19 protein-coding genes and 1 other annotated feature are annotated in these 21,159 nt (G+C 36.8%); of the genes, 5 read left to right on the forward strand and 14 right to left on the reverse strand.

Features of this window, described 5'->3' with window-relative positions:
• Positions 1–204: 204 nt before the first annotated feature.
• The 8 genes from EDD61_RS10800 to EDD61_RS10835 form a co-directional block, all read right to left on the reverse strand.
• Positions 205–1,659: an ABC transporter permease gene (locus EDD61_RS10800; RefSeq protein ID WP_243642721.1), complete on the reverse strand. Its 1,455-nt coding sequence runs from the start codon at positions 1,657–1,659 to the stop codon at positions 205–207.
• Entirely contained in the window at positions 1,652–2,542 is an 891-nt protein-coding gene (locus EDD61_RS10805) for an ABC transporter ATP-binding protein (protein WP_008691225.1), read from the reverse strand. The genes EDD61_RS10800 and EDD61_RS10805 overlap by 8 nt, the downstream gene beginning before the upstream one ends.
• A complete protein-coding gene (locus EDD61_RS10810) occupies positions 2,535–2,906 on the reverse strand; it encodes a GntR family transcriptional regulator (RefSeq protein ID WP_008691224.1) in 372 nt (123 codons plus the stop codon). The genes EDD61_RS10805 and EDD61_RS10810 overlap by 8 nt, the downstream gene beginning before the upstream one ends.
• Before the next feature lie 320 nt (positions 2,907–3,226).
• A complete protein-coding gene (locus EDD61_RS10815) occupies positions 3,227–3,415 on the reverse strand; it encodes a hypothetical protein (protein WP_008691222.1) in 189 nt (62 codons plus the stop codon).
• Positions 3,416–3,421: 6 nt separating this feature from the next.
• Complete coding sequence (locus tag EDD61_RS10820; protein ID WP_008977731.1) at positions 3,422–3,613, reverse strand: hypothetical protein; 192 nt, start codon at positions 3,611–3,613, stop codon at positions 3,422–3,424.
• The gene (metG, locus tag EDD61_RS10825) at positions 3,614–5,584 is read right to left on the reverse strand and encodes a methionine--tRNA ligase (RefSeq protein ID WP_008691220.1); all 1,971 of its coding nucleotides are present in this window, start codon (positions 5,582–5,584) and stop codon (positions 3,614–3,616) included.
• 33 nt (positions 5,585–5,617) lie between these two features.
• Positions 5,618–5,823 (reverse strand) — a binding site (T-box leader).
• A 230-nt stretch (positions 5,824–6,053) separates the two neighbouring features.
• The gene (locus EDD61_RS10830) at positions 6,054–7,559 is read right to left on the reverse strand and encodes an RDD family protein (RefSeq protein WP_132225359.1); all 1,506 of its coding nucleotides are present in this window, start codon (positions 7,557–7,559) and stop codon (positions 6,054–6,056) included.
• On the reverse strand, positions 7,534–7,848 hold the full coding sequence (locus EDD61_RS10835; protein ID WP_008691218.1) for a hypothetical protein: 315 nt from the start codon (positions 7,846–7,848) through the stop codon (positions 7,534–7,536). Before EDD61_RS10835 ends, EDD61_RS10830 begins: the two co-directional genes overlap by 26 nt.
• 135 nt (positions 7,849–7,983) lie before the next feature.
• Here EDD61_RS10835 and EDD61_RS10840 point away from each other — a divergent pair, with 135 nt between their 5' ends.
• Positions 7,984–8,685 carry a VanZ family protein gene (locus tag EDD61_RS10840; RefSeq protein ID WP_132225361.1) on the forward strand — a complete coding sequence of 234 codons (702 nt, stop codon included), beginning with the start codon at positions 7,984–7,986 and terminating at the stop codon, positions 8,683–8,685.
• Between the two features lie 31 nt (positions 8,686–8,716).
• Here the strand turns inward: EDD61_RS10840 and fba are convergent, their stop codons facing one another.
• From fba to EDD61_RS10860, 4 genes are all read right to left on the reverse strand, one after another.
• Positions 8,717–9,586: a class II fructose-1,6-bisphosphate aldolase gene (fba, locus tag EDD61_RS10845; protein WP_008691216.1), complete on the reverse strand. Its 870-nt coding sequence runs from the start codon at positions 9,584–9,586 to the stop codon at positions 8,717–8,719.
• 124 nt (positions 9,587–9,710) lie between these two features.
• Complete coding sequence (gene rpoE / locus EDD61_RS10850; protein ID WP_008691215.1) at positions 9,711–10,034, reverse strand: DNA-directed RNA polymerase subunit delta; 324 nt, start codon at positions 10,032–10,034, stop codon at positions 9,711–9,713.
• A 17-nt stretch (positions 10,035–10,051) separates the two neighbouring features.
• Positions 10,052–11,695 (reverse strand): arginine--tRNA ligase, encoded by a 1,644-nt coding sequence (argS, locus tag EDD61_RS10855; protein WP_132225363.1) that lies wholly within the window; start codon positions 11,693–11,695, stop codon positions 10,052–10,054.
• Positions 11,692–12,084, reverse strand: a complete 393-nt coding sequence (locus tag EDD61_RS10860) for a DUF1934 family protein (RefSeq protein WP_017144535.1) — start codon at positions 12,082–12,084, stop codon at positions 11,692–11,694. The genes argS and EDD61_RS10860 overlap by 4 nt, the downstream gene beginning before the upstream one ends.
• An 822-nt stretch (positions 12,085–12,906) precedes the next feature.
• Between EDD61_RS10860 and EDD61_RS10865 the strand changes: the two genes are divergently transcribed.
• Positions 12,907–14,772: a transglycosylase domain-containing protein gene (locus EDD61_RS10865; RefSeq protein WP_132225365.1), complete on the forward strand. Its 1,866-nt coding sequence runs from the start codon at positions 12,907–12,909 to the stop codon at positions 14,770–14,772.
• A gap of 226 nt (positions 14,773–14,998) precedes the next feature.
• Positions 14,999–16,198 carry a C40 family peptidase gene (locus EDD61_RS10870; protein WP_008691209.1) on the forward strand — a complete coding sequence of 400 codons (1,200 nt, stop codon included), beginning with the start codon at positions 14,999–15,001 and terminating at the stop codon, positions 16,196–16,198.
• A 311-nt stretch (positions 16,199–16,509) separates the two neighbouring features.
• On the opposite strand, the gene EDD61_RS10875 is transcribed toward EDD61_RS10870, so the two are convergent.
• A complete protein-coding gene (locus tag EDD61_RS10875; protein ID WP_132225367.1) occupies positions 16,510–17,613 on the reverse strand; it encodes an N-acetylglucosamine-6-phosphate deacetylase in 1,104 nt (367 codons plus the stop codon).
• Between the two features lie 455 nt (positions 17,614–18,068).
• Entirely contained in the window at positions 18,069–18,392 is a 324-nt protein-coding gene (locus tag EDD61_RS10880) for a cyclic-di-AMP receptor (RefSeq protein WP_008691205.1), read from the reverse strand.
• A gap of 237 nt (positions 18,393–18,629) precedes the next feature.
• On the opposite strand from EDD61_RS10880, the gene EDD61_RS10885 reads away from it, so the two are divergent.
• Positions 18,630–19,478: a patatin-like phospholipase family protein gene (locus EDD61_RS10885; RefSeq protein WP_132225369.1), complete on the forward strand. Its 849-nt coding sequence runs from the start codon at positions 18,630–18,632 to the stop codon at positions 19,476–19,478.
• Positions 19,479–19,763: 285 nt separating this feature from the next.
• Complete coding sequence (locus EDD61_RS10890) at positions 19,764–21,104, forward strand: alpha/beta hydrolase family protein (protein ID WP_132225371.1); 1,341 nt, start codon at positions 19,764–19,766, stop codon at positions 21,102–21,104.
• The last annotated feature ends 55 nt before the right edge of the window (positions 21,105–21,159 follow it).

The raw sequence follows: 21,159 nt of genomic DNA on the forward strand, positions 1-21,159 counted from the left end.
TTATCTTACCAATAAACAAATAAAAATGATGCATACTCGTTAGCTATAATTTCGAGTTTACACCATTTTTTTACTTTTAACTTCTAAAGACAGGTTTTTTCAAATCGCAAGTGTTTCTCGCGAAAAAGATGGTAAAATACATTAAATTTTTATAGCCATTCCCCACTTCATAATCATCATAAGAAAGGCTTATGACAGAATTCATTAATAATTTATCACATCATTTGAAACAGTATACGTATAGTCTACGGATGCATTGATCTTACCTTGCTTAGCCTCTTCATGATATTCATCAAATTTAGGTAGGATGATTCCCTTTGTTACAGCATCTCCTATACTATAAGTTCGACTCATATATCGTCCGTTACGATACGTATATAGGAAGGTAATTTGTGTTGAGCCACCCTCATGCTTATCTGTGCAGACATCTAGCACATCATTGTGCAGCTCATAGATGCTTTTATTTAACGTTTCATTCTTTGTCTTACCTACTAAGGAAAGTCCATTTATAGTCGTTTTATTATGGTTAATTTCTTGGCTCATTACAACTTCTATATTTACCGAACTTATTTTTTCCAACTGTGGTAATTCTTGTACTACGCCAAAGCCATGTGTATATTGGAATGCCTGACCAAATGCTGCACTGCCAATAAGCAGACCGACAAAGACAGTAATCGTTTTTATATTTAAGACGATTTTCCTTTTTGAAAAGAAAACAAGGAATAAATACATAAAGAATATAATCGTTAACCCGACAAGCAGAGAAACACCTCTCGCTGTTTGGACAGCTAGAATCATACAGAAGGTTACGATAAGAATAATGAATGAATAGCCCAACCAGAATGTTGTACGCTGCTCACTATCTTCAGCTTTTCGATTGATAAAATAGTGATAGGCGAAATAAAGAGCAATCGCACAGAGGATGATCCAATAAAAGATGGATAACCAATCTGGTGAATAATCAAAAAGGTAAGCTACATTTCGCAATGCCGCATAAGGAAGACTTAGAAACGTTAAAATAGTATCTGTATTAAAGATATATTCTATATAGTTCCCATAGCCTAGTGTGATGACATTTACCTGTTCCTTTAAGAAGATGTTCATCGAAATGTATAAGATAAAAGGTAAAATCACATAAGTTCCACTAATAAATAAAGCATCCATCATCGTGTTACATCGAATACACAAAAAGCAAATGATAGCTTGTATACATAACATGAAGATAGCAAAGAAACCCATGACCTTGATGTTCATTAAGATTGTTGAGGATAACACATTCATGAATTGGCTGGCAATGATCGAAGTTGATAAAAAGTATACTGCAATCGGGATCAGGATAGCCAGATAGCCAAAGAGAAAGGTTGTAGAGAATAATTCCTTTTTGCGAATCGGCAAGCCGTAATATAAATCACAGCTGCGTTTCCGATAAAGGAAGCGAAAGAAATAAATTGGCACAAACATCGAAATACTAATACCACAGAACCCACTCATTGCAGTGACAAATGCTTGTACTTCGCTGTAAGCAGTAAAATCATTTATCGTGAAAATGGTAGTAAAGAAACAGATACAAATAAATAAGATTGCCCAGATCAGAATAAGCAGGCGTCGATTACTTTTATATAAATATTTGAAATATTGTTGATTAAAGAGCTTATTCATACAGACCATACCCCTTTCTCTCCATTTCATAAATAAAGATTTCTTCTAAATTCACCGGCAGTATTTCCATCATCAATGGATTCATGGTTTTTAAATAATTCTGAATCTTATCAATATTGCCTTTTGCGACAAGATTCACGACTTTGGATTGAATATGAATGGATAACAGATCAAGCTGAGCAAAGTCTTCTTTCTCTTTTTCTTTTGGGAAAGCCAGTTGAATCTTATGGATATTATCCTTTGTTGTATCTAAATCACCACTGGTAGAAATGTTCCCATTTTCCAAAATACCAAAGCTATCACAAATATCCTCCATCTCTCGTAAATTGTGTGAGCTGATAATCACGGTCATTTCTTTTTCTTCAATCATTTCCATGATAGCTCGTTTAAAGGTAAGACGCATAATAGGATCTAACCCATCAAAGGCTTCATCTAAAAATAAATATTTAGGTGCAATCGCAAGCGCAATGGCAATAAAAGCTTGTCGCTTCATACCTTTGGAGAAATCTGCCATCGGTTTTTTCTCATCTAATTTAAAGATTGAAAGAAACTGATGATAAATACGTTCATTGAATTGCGGATACCATACTTTATAAAATTCTTTCATATCTGCTATGCTGGCATGGAAGAAATAATGTGGATCATCACTGATCATTAGGATATTTTGTTTTACTTCAGGGTTTTCATATACATTGTTTCCATCATATAAAACCCCACCGACATCCGGTTTCACGATTCCTGACAATATGCGCAGCAATGTAGATTTTCCGGCACCATTGGGCCCGATCAAACCAAACACACTACCATCCGGAATGTTCAGATTTACATCTGTTAACACGATATGAGAACCAAAATTTTTAGATAACGCTTTTATTTCAATCATGATATTCCTCCTCATAAACTTCATTGATTGTCTGATAAAGACCATCTTTCCCAATATGATATTTCTTCATTTCTTTTACCTTATCTTTAAATTCCTTCATTTTTTCTAAGCGAATCTGTGCGTCTGTATCATTATCTGAGATAAAGCAGCCTTTCCCTTTCACGGTATAAATATAGCCTTGTGTTTCCAATTCCTGATATGCCTTGGCAACCGTATTGGGATTTACACCTAATTGTGATGCAAGCGAACGTACAGAGGGTAACTTGTCATTAGGTGACAAGACCTGAATGGAGATAAATTCCAATATCTGTTTTTTTAATTGTTCAAATATTGGCGTTTTACTTTGTACATCTATGAGAAACATCATCTCACCTCCAACTGTATTACTGTATCTAGTACACTAATACAGTATACCATATTTTCATATCTGTCAAGGATCGATATGTATTTCTTTGTATATTTCTCTTCAACCGGCTTTAAGCTATTCTCATTTGTAAGCCTATTTCTTACTAACAACAGATGATGAAAAGTGATAACGGAACTTAGCTAATTCACAAATTATCAATTCTTTTTGACGGCGAAACTAAGATATTGAAATTATCGTAAGAAATAATTGTTCCTTCTACATCACAATAAGATTTTCCATAACAATTAAAAATAATAAAAAAAGAAGCACAAAGACGATCAATCTTCATGCTCCTTCATAAGTTTTTTCACCATGAGATATCTGGCAATTCCCATAGCCAATAAAATACTACCAATCAAAAGAAATGCGATGTTACTAGAGGACAGCCCTTTTAAGAGAAAGCCACCACCGGCTATCATCAAAACAACTGCAGCGCTATACAATGCGGTTTTTTGTTTCACATCCATATAGCCTTATTCATCTCCATGCTTCATAAAAGCAATTGCAAAGATAATCAGACGAATCACTGCGATAATCAATAAAACAGCCGCTATAACGGAAAAGACGATTTGATCCGTGTGTACTCCATGATAAATAAAATAGATGGAGATAAAAATCAATAAGATATCCGTTCCCATTGACAACATCACATACTTGCTATCCAATTAGCTCACCTTCGTTCCATTTGGCAAATCTTTTAGAATCGTCACAATATCTAAATCCTTATCATTGCTTGCGCAAAGAATCATGCCCTGACTCTCTACTCCACGCAATTTCACCGGTTTCAGATTGCTGACGACAACGACTTTTTTACCAATGACATCTTTTGGTTCAAATGTTTTTGCGATACCACTGACGATCTGACGTGTTTCTGTACCCAAATCAATTTGTTCAACAAGCAAACGATCTGCTTTTGGATGTTTTTCAGCCGCAATAATCGTACCTACCTTCAATTCAATCTTTGTGAAATCATCAATGGTGATTTCAGAAGGTTCGATTGCTTCTTTCTTTTCTGCTTTTTTACTTGCTTTAGCAGCTTCCTTTGCTTCTTTTGCTTTATCCTTTTCTAAGGTTTCCATAAATTCTTTGACATCGATACGGGCAAACAGAATTTCTGGTTTCGCATCTACTGTATGTCCACATTCCAAATTACCGAATTCTTCCAGACTTTCAGCAGAACGCTCTGATGTACTTAATTCATCCAGAATTTTTTCAGCAGTTTCCGGCATAAAGCTGCTTAGTAAGACAGCGGCAATACGAATGCTTTCCAATAGGTTGTACAATACAGTTGCCAAGCGATCTTTCTTACTTTCATCTTTACCTAATACCCAAGGTGTTGTTTCATCAATATATTTATTGCAGCGCTTTAATAAAGTAAAGATTTCTTCAATGGCATCACCGACATGCAATGTTTCCATTTTCTTAGCTACTCGTTTTGGTGTATCCAACGCTAAGTCCATCAGTTCCTTATCAATATCCTCGCGTTCTAATGGATTAGAAATTACACCATTAAAATATTTATTCTGCATAGAAATCGTACGGTTTACCAGATTTCCCAAGACATTTGCTAAATCAGAATTTATTCGTTCGACCATCAAATCCCAGGTAATAGTTCCATCCTGTGCAAATGGCATCTCATGCAATACGAAATAACGTACCGCATCCACACCAAAATAGTGGACCAATTCATCCGCATAAATGGCATTGCCTTTTGATTTTGACATCTTGCCATCGCCAACCAACAGCCAAGGATGACCGAATACCTGTTTTGGCAGTGGTTCCCCTAAGGCCATCAGCATGATTGGCCAATATATCGTATGGAAACGAAGAATATCCTTACCTATGATATGCACATCTGCCGGCCAATATTTCTTGTAGTTTTCGCCATGATTACCATCAGCATCATAGCCCAGAGAAGTGATATAGTTACTCAATGCATCAATCCAAACATACACAACATGATCTGGATCAAAGTCTACCGGTATACCCCATTTAAAAGATGTACGGGAAACACATAGATCCTGTAATCCCGGTTTTAAGAAGTTATTGATCATTTCATTCTTACGAGATTCTGGCTGAATAAATTCCGGATGTTCCTCAATATGCTTGATTAGCTTAGGTGCATATTTTTGCAAATTGAAGAAGTAAGCTTCTTCTGTTGCCTTTTGTACAGGTCTGCCACAATCCGGACACTTTCCATCAATCAATTGACTCTCGGTCCAGAAGGATTCACATGGAGTACAATACATGCCTTCATATTTTCCTTTATAGATATCGCCTTGTTCATACAGCTTTTTGAAGATTTTCTGTACTTGACGTTCATGTCCTTCATCCGTTGTACGTACAAAATAATCATAAGAAGTATTCATCATATCAAAATTCTTACGTACGATATCGGCAACTTTATCTACGAATTCCTTTGGTGTTACACCGGCTTCTTTTGCCTTTTCTTCAATCTTTTGTCCATGTTCATCCGTTCCGGTTTGGAAGAACACATCATAGCCTTGCTGACGTTTATATCTGGCAATGGCATCGGTTAATACAATTTCATATGTATTCCCAATGTGTGGTCTGCCGGATGTATACGTAATTGCAGTTGTGATATAATATTTACCTTTTTTACATTCTTTACACATAACATACGCCTCCTTATAAAAGAAAAACTTCCGCCAAAGGACGAAAGTTCGTGGTACCACCTTTATTTATGTACTTGCTGTACACCTTAACATCGTTAACGCCGATGCTACGTTTTTTCCTGACTATTCAGAAAAACGGTTCCAGGGCCATCTTCTTTTTATTTCACCTGTGAATTTTCACCAGCCATTCACTCTCTGTAAGGCTTTCATAAAAATACTCTTCCTGTCTTTACCTTTCTATCAGTTATCATTATATAGAATATTCTGCCCATTGGCAAGGTTTTCAAAACGAAATCACGAAAAAAGATGAAGATATAAAAGCCTTACCTGTGTGCTTATGTAGATGGCACTGCTCCTTACAAGAATATTGAAAGCTTCCTTTTTTGATAATGAGATGTAAAGTCCTCGATTTTCCTTTCTATCGCCTCATCTAAACAAATCTTATGAAAAAGAAGAGATTACTCTCTTCTTACTCTTTCGCGTAAAGCAACATATCGATGAGTGGCTCTGCTTCTTTTGGACAATGACACTCTCCAATTGCTCTGCCCGTACCTTCTTTATAAAAATCACTTCCACAAGTAATCAGCAATTTTCGATCTTTCGCCAATTGCATTAACGTTGCCATTTCTTTGCGCGTATAATCTGGACGGAATACTTCCAAACCTTCTATCCCCATCTGTAATGCAAGTATCAGGAGATTTTCATCTTTTTCAAATAAAGGATATGGATTTGCCAGGATGGCAATACCATTACTTAAGGAAATTACATCTAAGACGTCCTGTAAAGATGGATGTTTTGCGTTTACATGACATGGTTTCCCTTGCGCAAAATAATCAGTTGCTAACTGGTGATAAGGATTTTTCATTTTCCCTAATAAATAGGGTTTTATTATCTCACAGTCTTGAAAACGCGGATGATTTAAAACATGACGTGCAATCATTTCACCGGATATCTGTTGAAAACGGTTATTTTCCAACAAATCATCTACATGGATTTGCTTTCCAAGATATTGTTCAAATAGACGCACACGCTGTATACTAGCACGTTTTTCCGCCAATAAAGCATCATTTTCAATCGTTCTATACAATTCATTTTGATAATCTACAAAATAACCAAGCACATGTACTGTATGCCCATGCAGATCGGCTAAAATTTCCACACCATTCACATAACGTATTCCATACAATTCACTCATTCGTAAAGCGATGGCATTTGATTTTGTTGTATTTAGATCTGTGATCGAAATGGTTTTAAGTCCTTGACGTTTTGCGCTCTGAAAAATTTCTTCGATATTATAGTCAGCACCAATACTGAAATTGGAATGAATATGCAAATCAACGCTATTTATAGAAACGGTTTTCTGAGCAGCTGCTTCACTAATCGATGGTTGTTTTACCGTTTCTTTTACTGACTCTGCTATAAAAGTAGAACCTACGATTTTAACCACACAGGTACGTGTCAGAAAATCAATTAAGGAGCGATGTTTTTTGTCCGCTAGTACCACGATGCCATTTAACAGCCAATATGCCATAACACCAAAAATACTAGTGAATAGCATCAACACTACAAATGGTATTGCAAAACCAATAAGATCTCGCATATACATCTGACGAATATTCGCTTTCTTTCCACTGATGCTGATAAGCTGAAAATCATATAAATACATTCCCAGACTCTGTCCACCTGTTTTACGACAAATGATAGTATTTAAAAAGAAAATGGACCCGATCATCATGACACCGACAATCACATTCACAACTTTCACACCAGAAAAGCTCATTAAGCTTCCTAAGACGGCAAGCATGACAATATTCCATAACATCATGGGAGATAAAGCTACACTCACATCTAACATAAAAGAAAGAAGTCTGTCACCGAAATCTTTCTTTTCAATATAACGATATTTCTGAACTGAGGTTCCTATTTTTTTCTTTACTTTCTGCATAGTTTCACCCAATTTCTTCACTTTTTTCATAACGCAGGATACCTGCTTTTACACATAGCCATTCCATGAGTGCAGCACTCACGAAAGAAACACCTAATATATAAATAAACTTAACATCAATCGTTTTCCCCTGTAAGAGCTGTAAACTGCTACTAACAGCAATTGCCACAGATACGAATGGTATGAGCATATATTTTTTAACACTCATCGTATTCAATTGATACTTCTGATGGCAAGATGGGCAGACGATATGCACATTCCCCTTTAGGATACTTAGTTTTATTGGGGCATGGCATTGTTCACAAGTATATAATTTCATTATCTTAAACCTCACATGCATATTATACTACAGATTCATGATTTGTATATGCTTTAAGAAAAGTTTAAGGTTTCTTATCTTGCAACATCGCATAAAATCTTATATGATAAAGTCCTATGAAAGGAGCGGACTCTTATGGTACAAAAGTATCAAAAAATAATAGATTTTCTACTGTTCGGCATCTTACCGGCCGGACTGATTCATACCTTATATCTGCTCTTGTTTAAAACACCTTTTTCCAACGATGCCATATTGATGATTACTGGCTCTATCATCGTGTTGGGAATCCTCCCATGGATATTTTACCACACTCATGAAAACGAGGATATTCTCCATGATGCACAACATCAGATATGGATGTTGCTGTTTCTAGTATATGTCTTCCAATTGGCTTATTTGTTATTTTTTTCAGCTGATTTTGCGCGCGATAAAGTAAATCTGTTGGATGGAAATTATGGAACGGCCTTGCAGATACAGTGGGAAAACGGAACCAATCTTATGCCCTTTAAAACCATTAAGCAGATGATGATTATTTTCGATATACCAGCCATTTCCAATCAAATCGCTATTATCAATTTATTTGGTAATTTCATTGCATTTATGCCTTTTTCCTTCTTTTTACCAAAGTTATTTCCATGTATGAAGAAAGCCAGATGTTATCTTCCCTGTATAGCATGTATCATAATCGCAGTTGAAGTAACACAGTTTTTCACCTTAACCGGTACGATGGATATTGATGATTTCATTCTGAATTTTGGCGGTGCCTTATTATGTTATCTTCCCTTATACAGTATCTACCATCTGCATAATCAACCATATAAAAACACATCACTTTAAAGGATGTGTTTTTCATTTTCTGATTTGTATATTATTCAGCTTTACCAGCAGAACCAAATTCTTCCATCATAGCAATAACTTTTGCTTTGATTGCATCAGCACCTGGTTTTAACAATTTACGAGGGTCATAACCTTTGCCTTCTGTGTCTTTACCAGCTTCGATGTATTCACGAGTTGCAGCTGCGAAAACCAACTGTAATTCTGTGTTAACGTTAATCTTAGATACACCTAAAGAGATAGCTTTTGCGATCTGATCTGCAGGGATACCTGAACCCCCGTGTAATACTAATGGCTTACCATTTGTAACATTCTGGATTTCGCCCAGACGTTCAAAGTTCAATCCAGCCCAATTTGCAGGATATTTACCATGGATATTACCGATACCAGCAGCCAAGAAATCAACGCCTAATTCAGCAATTGTCTTACATTCCTGAGGATCAGCTAATTCACCCATGGAAGTAACACCGTCTTCTTCACCACCGATGCCACCAACTTCACATTCAATAGATAAACCTTTTGAATGAGCCAGTTCGATCATTTCTTTTGATTTTTCTAAGTTTTCTTCAAATGCATAATGAGAACCATCAAACATTACTGAAGTGAAACCAGCTTCGATACATGCTTTCGCACCATCGTAAGAACCATGATCCAAGTGCAGAGCAACTGGAACTGTAATTCCCAAATTGTCGTGGATTTCTTTTACCATAGCGACTACGGTTTTAAATCCGCACATGTATTTAGCAGCACCTTCAGATACTCCTAACATAACTGGGGATTTTGCTTCCTCAGCTGCCAATAAGATTGCTTTTGTCCATTCCATGTTGTTGATGTTAAATGCACCAACAGCATAATGACCTTCATGTGCTTTGTTAAGCATTTCTGTTGCAGAAACTAATGCCATTTTAAATTCCTCCTTGTCAATTTTACACTCTTATTCTACTTCATTTTTATCTTTTTGAAAAGCTTTTCTGCCATATAATTTTGAAAATGCCTATAATATCAAAAGAAAGCATGGTACCCCATGCTTAGTATTCTTCATCCGCTGTTTTCTCAGCCACAGCTTCATGTTCAAATTCTTCATCACTTTCTTCGTCAATCAGAATTTCTTCTGTATCTACAACAACTTCATGATATGTGTGACGCTCACGCAGATCCCAGCGGTTTTCACCTACGCATACAAAACGATCGTCAAGAGACAAATCACTGTAGAACTGTGCGATATTATCCTCTTCTTGTTGTTTTGTAAAACCGGCAATCTGGCAGACTTCCTCCCATATTTTTAAAAATGTAACAGCTTTTTTCTTAGTTTTCATGAGATCGAAGGCTATATCAATCATTGCTTTTTTCATAGTAAACGCTTTTCCTCCTACATTTTTTCAATGGCATCTACACCAATCAGAAACAGTGCATTTTTTAATGTGATTCGTGTAGCTTTTAAAAGAGCCAGACGTTGTGCGGACAACGCTTCATGCTCAGGGTCAATAACTTTACATGCATTATAGAAACTATGGAAATGCTGGGCCAGTTTCTGTATATAGTTACATACTTTATGTGGCGCTCTTGTTTTAGCGGCATCACTTACGACATTTGTGAATTCATTGATATATTTCATCAATGAAATTTCTTTTTCATGCGTCAGCAAATCATAGTTTGTTGCTTCCTTAAAATCAGGTGCCTGACGTAAAATAGAGCATATTCTCGCATGTGCATACTGTGCATAGTATACTGGATTGTCATTGCTTTGTTTTCTTGCCAGACCAAGGTCAAAATCCAGATGCGTATCAACGGCACGTTGTACAAAGAAATAACGGACAGCATCAACGCCTACCTCATCACAGAGTTCACGTATGGTTACCGCATTCCCTAAACGTTTACTCATTTTCACTTCTTCACCGTTTTCTACAAGTCGAACCATCTGGATGATATCTACCTGCAATTTTTCAGGATCGTTTCCTAACGCCTGAATACTAGCCTTTAATCTTGGGATATAGCCATGATGATCAGCCCCCAGCAAATCAACAAGTAAGTCAAAACCACGGTCTAACTTATCCTTATGATATGCAATATCAGGTACCAGATATGTATAAGAACCGTCAGATTTACGTAAAACACGATCTTTATCATCACCAAACTGTGTTGTTTTAAACCAAAGTGCACCTTCTTCTTCATAGGTCAGCCCTTTTTCATGCAACACTTCTAAGGCTTTTTCTACTTTTCCATCATCTCTGATCTTTTGTTCACTGCTCCAAACATCAAAATGAACGCGGAAATTATCCAGATCGCACTTAATCTTATCTAATTCAAACGCGATGCCTTTTTCTTTAAAGAACCTCAAATTTTCGTCATTTTCTTCTGCATACGTCTGACCATATGCTTGCGCAAGTTTAACGGCAATCTTTCTAACATCCTCGCCATGGTAACCATCTTCCGGTAATACAAATGGAAGACCTAAGTATTCACGGTAACGTGCCTGCAACGATTTTCCCAAGTTGACAATCTGATTACCGGCATCATTCACATAATACTCACGTGTCACATCATAACCACTTGCTTTCATTAAACGTGTAATACTGTCACCCCATGCAGCACCACGAGCATGACCAAGGTGTAAATCACCCGTTGGGTTCGCTGAAACATATTCTACATTTACACGTTCATGATTTCCTGTTTCGTTATGTCCAAAGTTATCTTCTTGCGCCAATACGGTTTTAATAATCTGTGCAAGAGATGTATTTTTAATTTTGAAGTTTAAAAACCCCGGCCCGGCTATTTCGCAATGTTCAATAGCAGCTGCTTCCATATCCAGGTTTTGCTGCAACGCTTCCGCAATGACACGTGGATTGTTTTTCAATAATCTTGTCAGTTGCATGGCCAGGTTTGTAGAATAATCACCATGGCTTTTGTCTTTAGGGATTTCAATTACGATCTTTTCAATTTCCACTTCTGTATCAAACGCTTTTTTAGCAGCATCTGCTAACGCCTTCTTTAAGTTTGTTTCAATCTGATTCATGCCATAACCTCCTTCATCGTACATAAGAAACGAAAACTGTCGCTCACTTCCCCATTCACCATGACATCATATTCTACAGCGATAATATTATCCTTTTGAATATATTTATGCGTAAATAATGTAAGTTCTATGGTTCCATATTCCGAACGGATCGTTCCTCTTGTTTTTTCATTCTCCCGAAAGCATAATTCAGTTATCATTTCGCCACTGCGTTTTAGATAAAAACTATCTTGTTCTGCACGCACTTCCACCACGGTTGTTTGATCACTCTCTATATAATGAAAAGAAATGTTGTCTTGCTCTGGCAACAGTTCTAAATAGCCTTTAAATAGAATGTTTTTCTGCTTTGTACCCAGATGTGTCTGCTTTAACGTAACGTGTTTTTTCATGCTTTCACCACTTATCATGAGCATTATAGCAGAAATAGGCTAAGGTGCAAGCCTTTTTTATGGAAATTTAAACTTTTTTATGATTTTGTGCTTACCCTTACTTTTTTATTCAACATGATAATCTAATTATGGAATATTATTCTATAATTGGATGTTCTATTTTTATAATATGCAGTGTAGAAAGTTTTATTAAATCTTATTTTTTTAACCTATTCCAAAACTTCGTCATCATATTTATCCAAACGAAACGAGGTATCTTCATCATTTGGATACAAGTTGAGTACTTTTTATTATGGCTTTTCCCTATCCTTATATTATATAGCGATTATTTTTGCACGCCCTTTTTTCATATTTCTCTTCCTTATAATATATAGGACCTTCTCTTGCAAAAGTCTTCCTTATATTATATAGAGCAATTTAGAGCAAAAACTCTTCCTTATAATATATAGGGGCATAAGAAAATCTCTTCCTTATAATATATATGTCTGTCATGCAGTTATATTGCTTGCTTTGATTCCTATATATCACATGTGGTGAATTCTTTCTAGACGAATCTATTCTTCTTCGCTATATTCCATTATTAGAATATATCCTTTTTATTGATTATAGAAAAAGAAATTAGATGCATCCTTTGCATATGTAACCTGTTTTTAAATATAAAAGCTTTACCTGCTTCTATACGCATAACTTTTCTGCACGAACGAAACAACATATATATTTATAATATTCTATTAATAGAATATATAGTTCTACGTCTTTCTGTATCAGTTTGTTTAAAAGACAAGGAGATGTTCAAACTAATATCGTAAAGAGGTGTCGCTTATGAAATGGTTTCGCAGAATTATCTTTGGCAGTATCTTTTTTATTCTGACGGCTTTTATCTTGTTATACACATATGCTTTCATAGACAGATTGCCCCTGGATGAGCAAAGAAAAAATATCACGATTTATGATTGCAATGGCAATGTCATGTATGAATCCAATTTTAAAAAAAATATGCAGTGGACTTCGATTGACGATATTCCTGAATTCATACAAGATGCCTTTATCAGTGTAGAAGATAAGCGCTTCTATTATCATGCCGGTTTTGATCCGGTTCGCATTATCAAAGCTTTATCAACAAATCTTGTACATGGGGATATTCTGCAAGGGGGTTCTACGATTACACAACAATATGCCAAAAATCTGTTCCTGACAAATGAACAAACGGTTTCACGCAAGATTCAAGAATTTTTCTATGCCACAAGACTGGAAATGCAATACAGTAAAAAAGATATTTTAGAAGGTTATTTAAACACGGCATACTTTGGACATGGCATTTACGGCATACAATCAGCTGCACATTATTTCTTTGATTCCGATATGAAAGATTTAAGCGTTGGGGAAACGGCCATGCTAGTAGGTATTCCAAATGGTCCCAGTATTTATTCCCCATATCTTCATAAAGAGAATGCTATTAAGCGACAACACCTCATTTTAAAACTTATGCGTGAACATGGGGTTATCACAAAAGCTGAAGAAGCACAAGCTCGCCAAGAACCTCTGGTCTTATCACAAAACCATAAAGATAGTCAAAATGGTCTGAACGAATATTACGTTGATGCCGTGATTGCAGAACTCAACGAACTATCCATCGACTTAGATCAAGAAATCCATGTACATACAAACTATGATCCAGATGTACAAGCAGCCTTAGACAAATCCATACGGGCTCACATGGATATGGATGATGAACTAGAAACCGCAGGTATCATCGTTCAGCCCTTTACTGGTAATATCCTGGCAATTGCCGGAGGAAAGGATTACACCATTTCCCAATATAACCGGGCCAGCCAGTCTTCGCGTCAAGTTGCCAGCACGATTAAACCACTGTTATATTACTGTGCCTTACAACAGGGCTTTACCCCAGCCACACAATTTACTTCACAGAAAACAACCTTTCGCCTTGCGAACAACGAAACTTATGCCCCAAGCAATTATGATGATCAATATGCCAATGCAAAAATCTCATTGATCAATGCCATTTCATTAAGTGACAACATCTATGCCGTGAAAACTCATCTGTTTTTAGGTGAAGATACCCTGCATCAAGCACTATTGGATTTTGACATTAAACAATCACAGCCAAACCCAAGTGAAGCCTTAGGCACTGTGAATATGAATTTACTGGAGCTGTCGCGCATTTATACGACGTTTGCTTCTGAAGGGCTTTATGTTAAACCAACGATGATTTCATCTGTAACAAGCGATGATAAAGTTTTATATGAACATAAGACAACTCCTAAACGCATGCTGCAGCGAAATGAAACTTTACTGCTCTCACAATTGCTGACTTCAACTTTTGATATCCGCAATAAAGGCTATGCGTTTCCAAGTATGTATGGCTATCAGCCGAAAGTGACAATGGCTGCGAAATCCGGAACGAGTGATTGGGATTCCTTGGTCATGGGGTACAATCCGGAATATGTCATCGGGGTATGGTGTGGCTTTGATGATAATCGCAAGCTGGCAAAACAATATTACGCAAACAGTAAAAAGATCTTTCAGGATACAATCAACACACTGTATAAAAATCAGAAAAATATCTGGTATCAACCAAGTGATGATATCATGGAAGTACAAGTAAATCCGATTACAGGAGTACCTTCCAGTAACGGCTCTACCTACTGGTTTTTACGCAATAGCTGATAAATAGGGCTTTTTTGTCGAAAGTCAATAAAAAACAGGCAAATTTAAAAAAAAATAAAAAAAATTTTAAGAATTTTAAAAAATGTCATTAAGCCTTTGTTCATCGGTTAAATGCGGATTTCAAATGGGGTCGGAAAGTGACAAAAACGTAAGATTTTCAAAAAATGCGGGTTGCACGATTAAAAAGTCTTTGTTACAATGAGGACGTTGATGTCGAGGTGATAACATGAACTTTATCGAAAAGAACACAAAAAAAGTTGCTCTTGTCTTAGGAATTGCTACAGCGCTCTCTGCTGTTACAACAGTATATGCAGCATCCAATACAGACGGATGGCACGATGGCGTCTACATGGTAGATGGAAAAGTTAAAACAGCTTGGCTGTTTGAAGAAACAGGTGCTGTCTACTACCTGAATGATGAAGGTAGAGCTGTTACAGGATGGAAAACAATCAACGAAAGCACTTATTATTTCAACGCAAACGGTGAACGAGTAAGTGGTGACGTGGTGATTGATGGTCACAAGTACGCTTTCCAGAAAAACGGAAAACTGTTACTTGGATGGCAAGATGAAAACACTACATACTATAACCAGTATGGTGTAAAAGTTACCGGTGAACAGAAAATTGATGGTAAGACTTATAACTTTGATGCTAACGGCAACATCCAGAAAGGTTGGATGAAGCTGAATGGTAAAAAAGTCTACTTCAAAGAAGATGGTTCTCTGGCAACAAGTGAAACTAAGATTGATGGTAAAAAGTATAACTTCCAGTCTAACGGTACTTTAAAATCCGGATGGACACATGAAAACGATATGATTCAGTACTATAACAAGTATGGCTATCGTTTAAAAGGTTGGCAGACCATTAAAGGTAAGAAGTACCTTTTCAGTAAGAATGGAAATGCCTACACAGATACGAAAAAAGATGGTTACAAATTCGATAAGAAGGGTGTAGCTAAGAAAATAAAGAAGAAAGCGAAAGCTGAAACAACAACTTATGAAACAGCAGCGTCTACTTCTTATTCAGCTCCAAAAAAGAATAACAATGCAAATTTGAATCCTGCTGGTCATGCCGGTAATGGTTCTGCTGCATCAATTGCATCTTCTTATGTAGGTTATAACTACGTATGGGGTGGTGCTAGTCCTGCTGGATTCGACTGTTCAGGTTTAATTTACTATGCATACAATCAAGTCGGAGTAAGCGTACCTAGATCTGGTTATGGCCAGGCTGGTATGGGTTCTGCGGTTTCTTACAACAACATGCAGTATGGAGATGTCATCGTTTGGGATGGCGGATCTCATGTGTCTATTTACATTGGTGGTGGACAGATGGTTCATGCAGCAAATCCTAGTATGGGTGTTATTGTAAGTGGTGTCAGTGAATGGGCTTCTTACGGACAGAGTATTACAGGAATTCGTAGAGTATAAAAAACAAAAAAAGAGAGTTTCTCTCTTTTTTGCTTATTTACATTAGGTGTTGCTATCTAAAGTCTCCTAAATCGATGTTTTTAAGCGATTTAAGAGACTTTTTTTATTTTCCGCAACATCTTCCTATTGAATCTCGTTTCTCTTCTTAAAACGAATAAATCTTAATTTTTCTTAAGTAACTACTTTCATCTGCTCATCTTCATCCACATCATCTCTCATCACAACCCTTTTTTTCCTCTTCCCCCTTCCTCATACAAAATAAAAAGCATCCAAAACGTTACGTTTATCGGATGCTCATTATGCACCATATGCTATAAAACACTGCGACCGTTTATTACTACATCTAACAAATGCAATTCACTATCCAGTATGACCAGATCAATCTTATGACCTAGGCGAATATCACTTGTATAACTCTTCACGATATGCGCCGCATTTTGCGAAGTCATCAAGATGCTTTCAGCAAGTCCATAGGCATCATATAGCTTACGAAAGATATCCAACAGGTCTATACAGCTTCCTTTTAGAACGCCTTCTTTATAAACTGCATGATGTTGTATGTAACTGCCATCATCTAGCACATGACCTTCAGGATAGGCCAATCCGGAGTTTATCGTACCGTCGCTGATTGCGATGACCCGTTTTGCACCCAACAGTTTAATCAGCCATTCTAACATTTTTGATTGTATATGTGCACCATCCATAATCATTTCACAGCTGCATTGGGATAAGAGCACGGCATCAAACATCGTCGGTTCATGATGATCAATGCCAGGCATAGCATTGCATAGATGCGTCACCTGGGAGGCACCTTCTTCAAAAGCCTCCAGCATTTGCTCATACGTTGCCTTACTGTGACCGATTGATACTTGAACACCATATAGATGCAATAAATGTATCGCTTCCATGGCATTTGTCAATTCCGGGGCAATCGTCATCACACGGATATCTTCATGATATTCACTTAGAAATGTATCTAATTCATTTAAATCAATTTCTTGTAACTGATTTGCATCTAATAAACCATGCATCGCTTTTGATAAATAAGGGCCTTCCAAATGAACGCCTGCATAACGTGCTCCCATCGTATTTCCTTGAAAAGCCTTTCGATATGCTTTCAGAATTGGAATATACTCTTGTAAAGGACGTGGAGATAAGGTCGGACAAAATGTCGTTACCCCTCGTTTGGCATATGCATTGGCCAATTGACGAAGATTTTCGATATTTTCATCATCACAGCTATATCCACGAAAACCATGCGTATGAATATCGACAAAGCCTGGGATAGCGATATGTCCTTTCCCTCTAGGTGTCTTAAATTCCATGCGCTCCACAAAACCATCTTCTAAATAAAGATCACCAAAAACCATCGTGCCATCCAGCATAAAGCTTACATTTTCAATTATCTTTTTCATGCTATGCACCTCACTCCTTACATTGTATTTCATAAAGGATGCTTTTACAAGGATAATTATGTACACCTAACATTTCTTTACCGCCACATTCTTTTTCCCATCTTATCATGCTATCAAGTATGCTGATTTAATAGCTTCTTTTTGCGTATAGTTAAAAACAGTCAAAAAGTTCATTTCATTGAACATGTTCTTTCTTCCCTTTGAAAATACCAAATCCTTATCCTTTCAAAAGACTTCAACGAAAGGAAACCTTTCATTTTACTATTTAACGTATCATGAACAAAAGCAAAGCGAGAAAATCGATGCTTGTAAACAATCATTCAAGAAACTTATAAATATCTACCGTTTATGCAAACTACTAAGCTTTCTGAACACCTATCACTATTGGTGTTGTGTATACAAAAAAACCCTTATAAAGCTAAATAGCATTATAAGGGTCATTCAGTAATCACGAATTATAATTTGATAAATTTCTCTACATCAATTACGAAAATAGTAGCTCCTCCAACTTGAACCTCGACAGGGAAAGATGCATATCTTCCAATATCATAAGATGCAGTGCTCGGTACAACTTCTGTACGTCTTCTACTGTATTCGCCAATAACTTCTATGGCACGTTCAACCTTATCATCATCCGTACCAACAATCAAGGTAGTATTTCCGGCACGCAGGAAACCTCCAGTCGTCGCAAGACGTGTTACCTGATAATTTTCCTTTGTCAACGCACTGGAAACTGCGGGACTATCATCATTTGACATGATCGCTAAAATGAGTTTCATATGCAATGCTCCTTTCTTCAATTTATATGTTTATTCTAACACTTAATAGGAGGTTTTACAATTAATAAATCGTGAATATGTTAAATGGTTTCACAAGTATTTTCACTTTTTTTCAATGCTTTATGCTTTTTTATGAAAAGGTGAAAAAGTATGTATTTTACATAAATTTATGAACAAATTGAAAGGTTTTTCCTATTCAAAATATGCTATAATAGGACAGTCAAAGGAAGTGATCATATGGATAAATTAGGTTTAGTTCTTGAAGGAGGCGGCATGCGCGGGCTTTATACAGCCGGTGTGTTAGACTTTCTTATGGATCATGATATATATACAGATGGCGTCATTGGCGTCAGTGCCGGTGCCTGTCATGCGTGTAGTTATGCTTCTAAACAACGTGGACGTGCCTATCGCACAAATACAGACTACCTGCATGATAAACGTTATATGAGCATGCAGTCTTTGCTTAAAACGGGTGATTTATTTGGAGCAGAATTCATGTATAACGAAATTCCAAACAAATTAGACCCTTACGATTATGATGCATTTAATCGCTCTGGCATTAAATTATATGCTGTGGCAAGTAACTTGGAAACAGGAAAAGCCGAATATTTACAATGCATTAATATGTTGCATGATGTCATCTATGTAAGAGCCAGTGCATCCTTACCGCTATTATCCCGCATTGTGGAAGTAGATGGCAAAAAGTTGCTTGACGGTGGTGCATGTGATAGCATTCCCGTAAAACAATTCCAGAAAATGGGATATCAGAAAAATATCGTAATCCTTACCCAATGCAAAGACTATCGCAAGAGAAAAAACAACCTTCTTCCTCTCATCCGTCGCAGTTATCGCAAATATCCAAAGTTTGTTGAAGCATTAGCAAATCGTCATATCAACTATAATCGCACGTTAGATGAATTAGGGGTAATGGAAAAAGAAGGCCGTATTTTGGTTATTCGCCCTAGTTCTCCGGTTACGATTGGACGTTTAGAAAAAGATGAGAAAAAGCTGAAAGCATTATATGAGCAAGGTTATGAAGACGCTAAAAACAGCATGGAAGCATTGATGGAATTCATCAAGCGCTAATGCTGCTTTTTTTGTGCTTATATCGTTTTCTCTTTAACATCCTCATCTGTTTGCAGTATCGTGATATTCTATTTGTCACATGCTTATTTCTTCTATTTCCTATGTCCATTCCTATTTGTCATCTGCTCTCTCCTTTTTGTCATATGCTCATTCCTTACTGCCATATGCTTTTTTCTTCTTTTTCATACATTCTTTTAGAATATTCCATTTCGTCCACTTTTCTCACTTCTCATTTATATTCTTCCTACTTCATGGTAAAATAAGAGATATAAACGAGGTGCAAGTATGAAACGAACAGGATGGTTATTTTTATTAATTTTTACTTTAATACTAAGCAGCTGCAGCTCTTCTAATGAAGAGTCGGCATCAGATACGACAAAGACACAGGATGTAACGATTACCTTAACGCAAAAAGAAACCTGTGAAAAGTTGGCAAACATCATTTGTGATGGCGATATACAAGCACTGCAAAATGACTTTACGTATTTAGATGAAATGGGAAAAGCTGTGAAGGAAAAAAACTTTCAAACACAGATTATGAGCTTTTCAAAGAGCTGTGGCAGTGTGGTATCTTTACAGACACCTTATGCCCAGTCCTATCAAGGAAATGTTGCCGTTTTTCAACCGGTAATAACGCAAAAACAGAAATTCAATCTGCAAGTAACCTTTGCGGGTGATAAGATAGCCGGTATTTTCTTTCGCCCATATCAACTTCCTGAAGAAACGATGAAGATGGATGGCATAAAACAAAAAGAAATGGATTTAAAAATAGCAACTGGCGGTAACATAAAAGGTTATTTGTGCACGCCTGAAAAAGGTGATAAATTTCCTGTAGTGATCCTGTTGGGAGGTTCAGGTCCCAGTGATCACAATGAAACCATCGGAAATCAGAAACCTTTTTATGAGCTTGCCAAGGAATTAGGGAAACAAGGTATTGCGACGTATCGCTTTGATAAGCGTACCTTAGAAAATACCTTTACCCAAACCGACACCATACAGCAGGAATATATAGAAGATGCCTTATCTGCTATTCAACTGATGCAGCAGCAAAAGCAGATTGACAAACAGCGTATTTATGTGTTAGGGCATAGCCAGGGAGGTTATATTTTACCTCGCCTAAATGAACAAACAAAGGATATAGCAGGCTATATCTTTATGGCTGCTCCTTCTCGACCAATCGAAGACAGCATGGTAGAGCAACTTACCTACTTGGCGAAGTTGGATGGCAAAGTAGATGCTGAGGAACAAAAGCAGCTGGATGAGGCTGAAACAGTACGAAAACAGATCAAACAAATAGCTTCCAGCAAGCACGATGATACGCTTTATTTGGGTATGACACGAGCTTATCTTATGGATCTGGCCACATATGATCCAGTAAAAACAGCAGAAAAGATCCAAGTGCCGGTCCTGCTTTGTCAAGGACTACGTGATTATCAAGTGACCAAAACGGATTTAAAGCGTTGGCAACAAGCATTTGCTGAAAAAGCGAATTGGACCATTCGTACGTATGCAACGGCAAATCACGCAATGAGTAAAGGTAGTGAACAGCCTTCACCAAAAGATTACAACCAGGAGGCAGGATTAGATGTAACCTTTGTGAAAGACATTGTACAATTTATAAAATAAAGCATAAAAAGAAAAGGCAAGTTTCCACATGCAGGTGGTACTTACCTTTTTTTGT

The organism is Longicatena caecimuris, assembly GCF_004341945.1.
Classification (GTDB): domain Bacteria; phylum Bacillota_I; class Bacilli_A; order Erysipelotrichales; family Erysipelotrichaceae; genus Longicatena; species Longicatena caecimuris.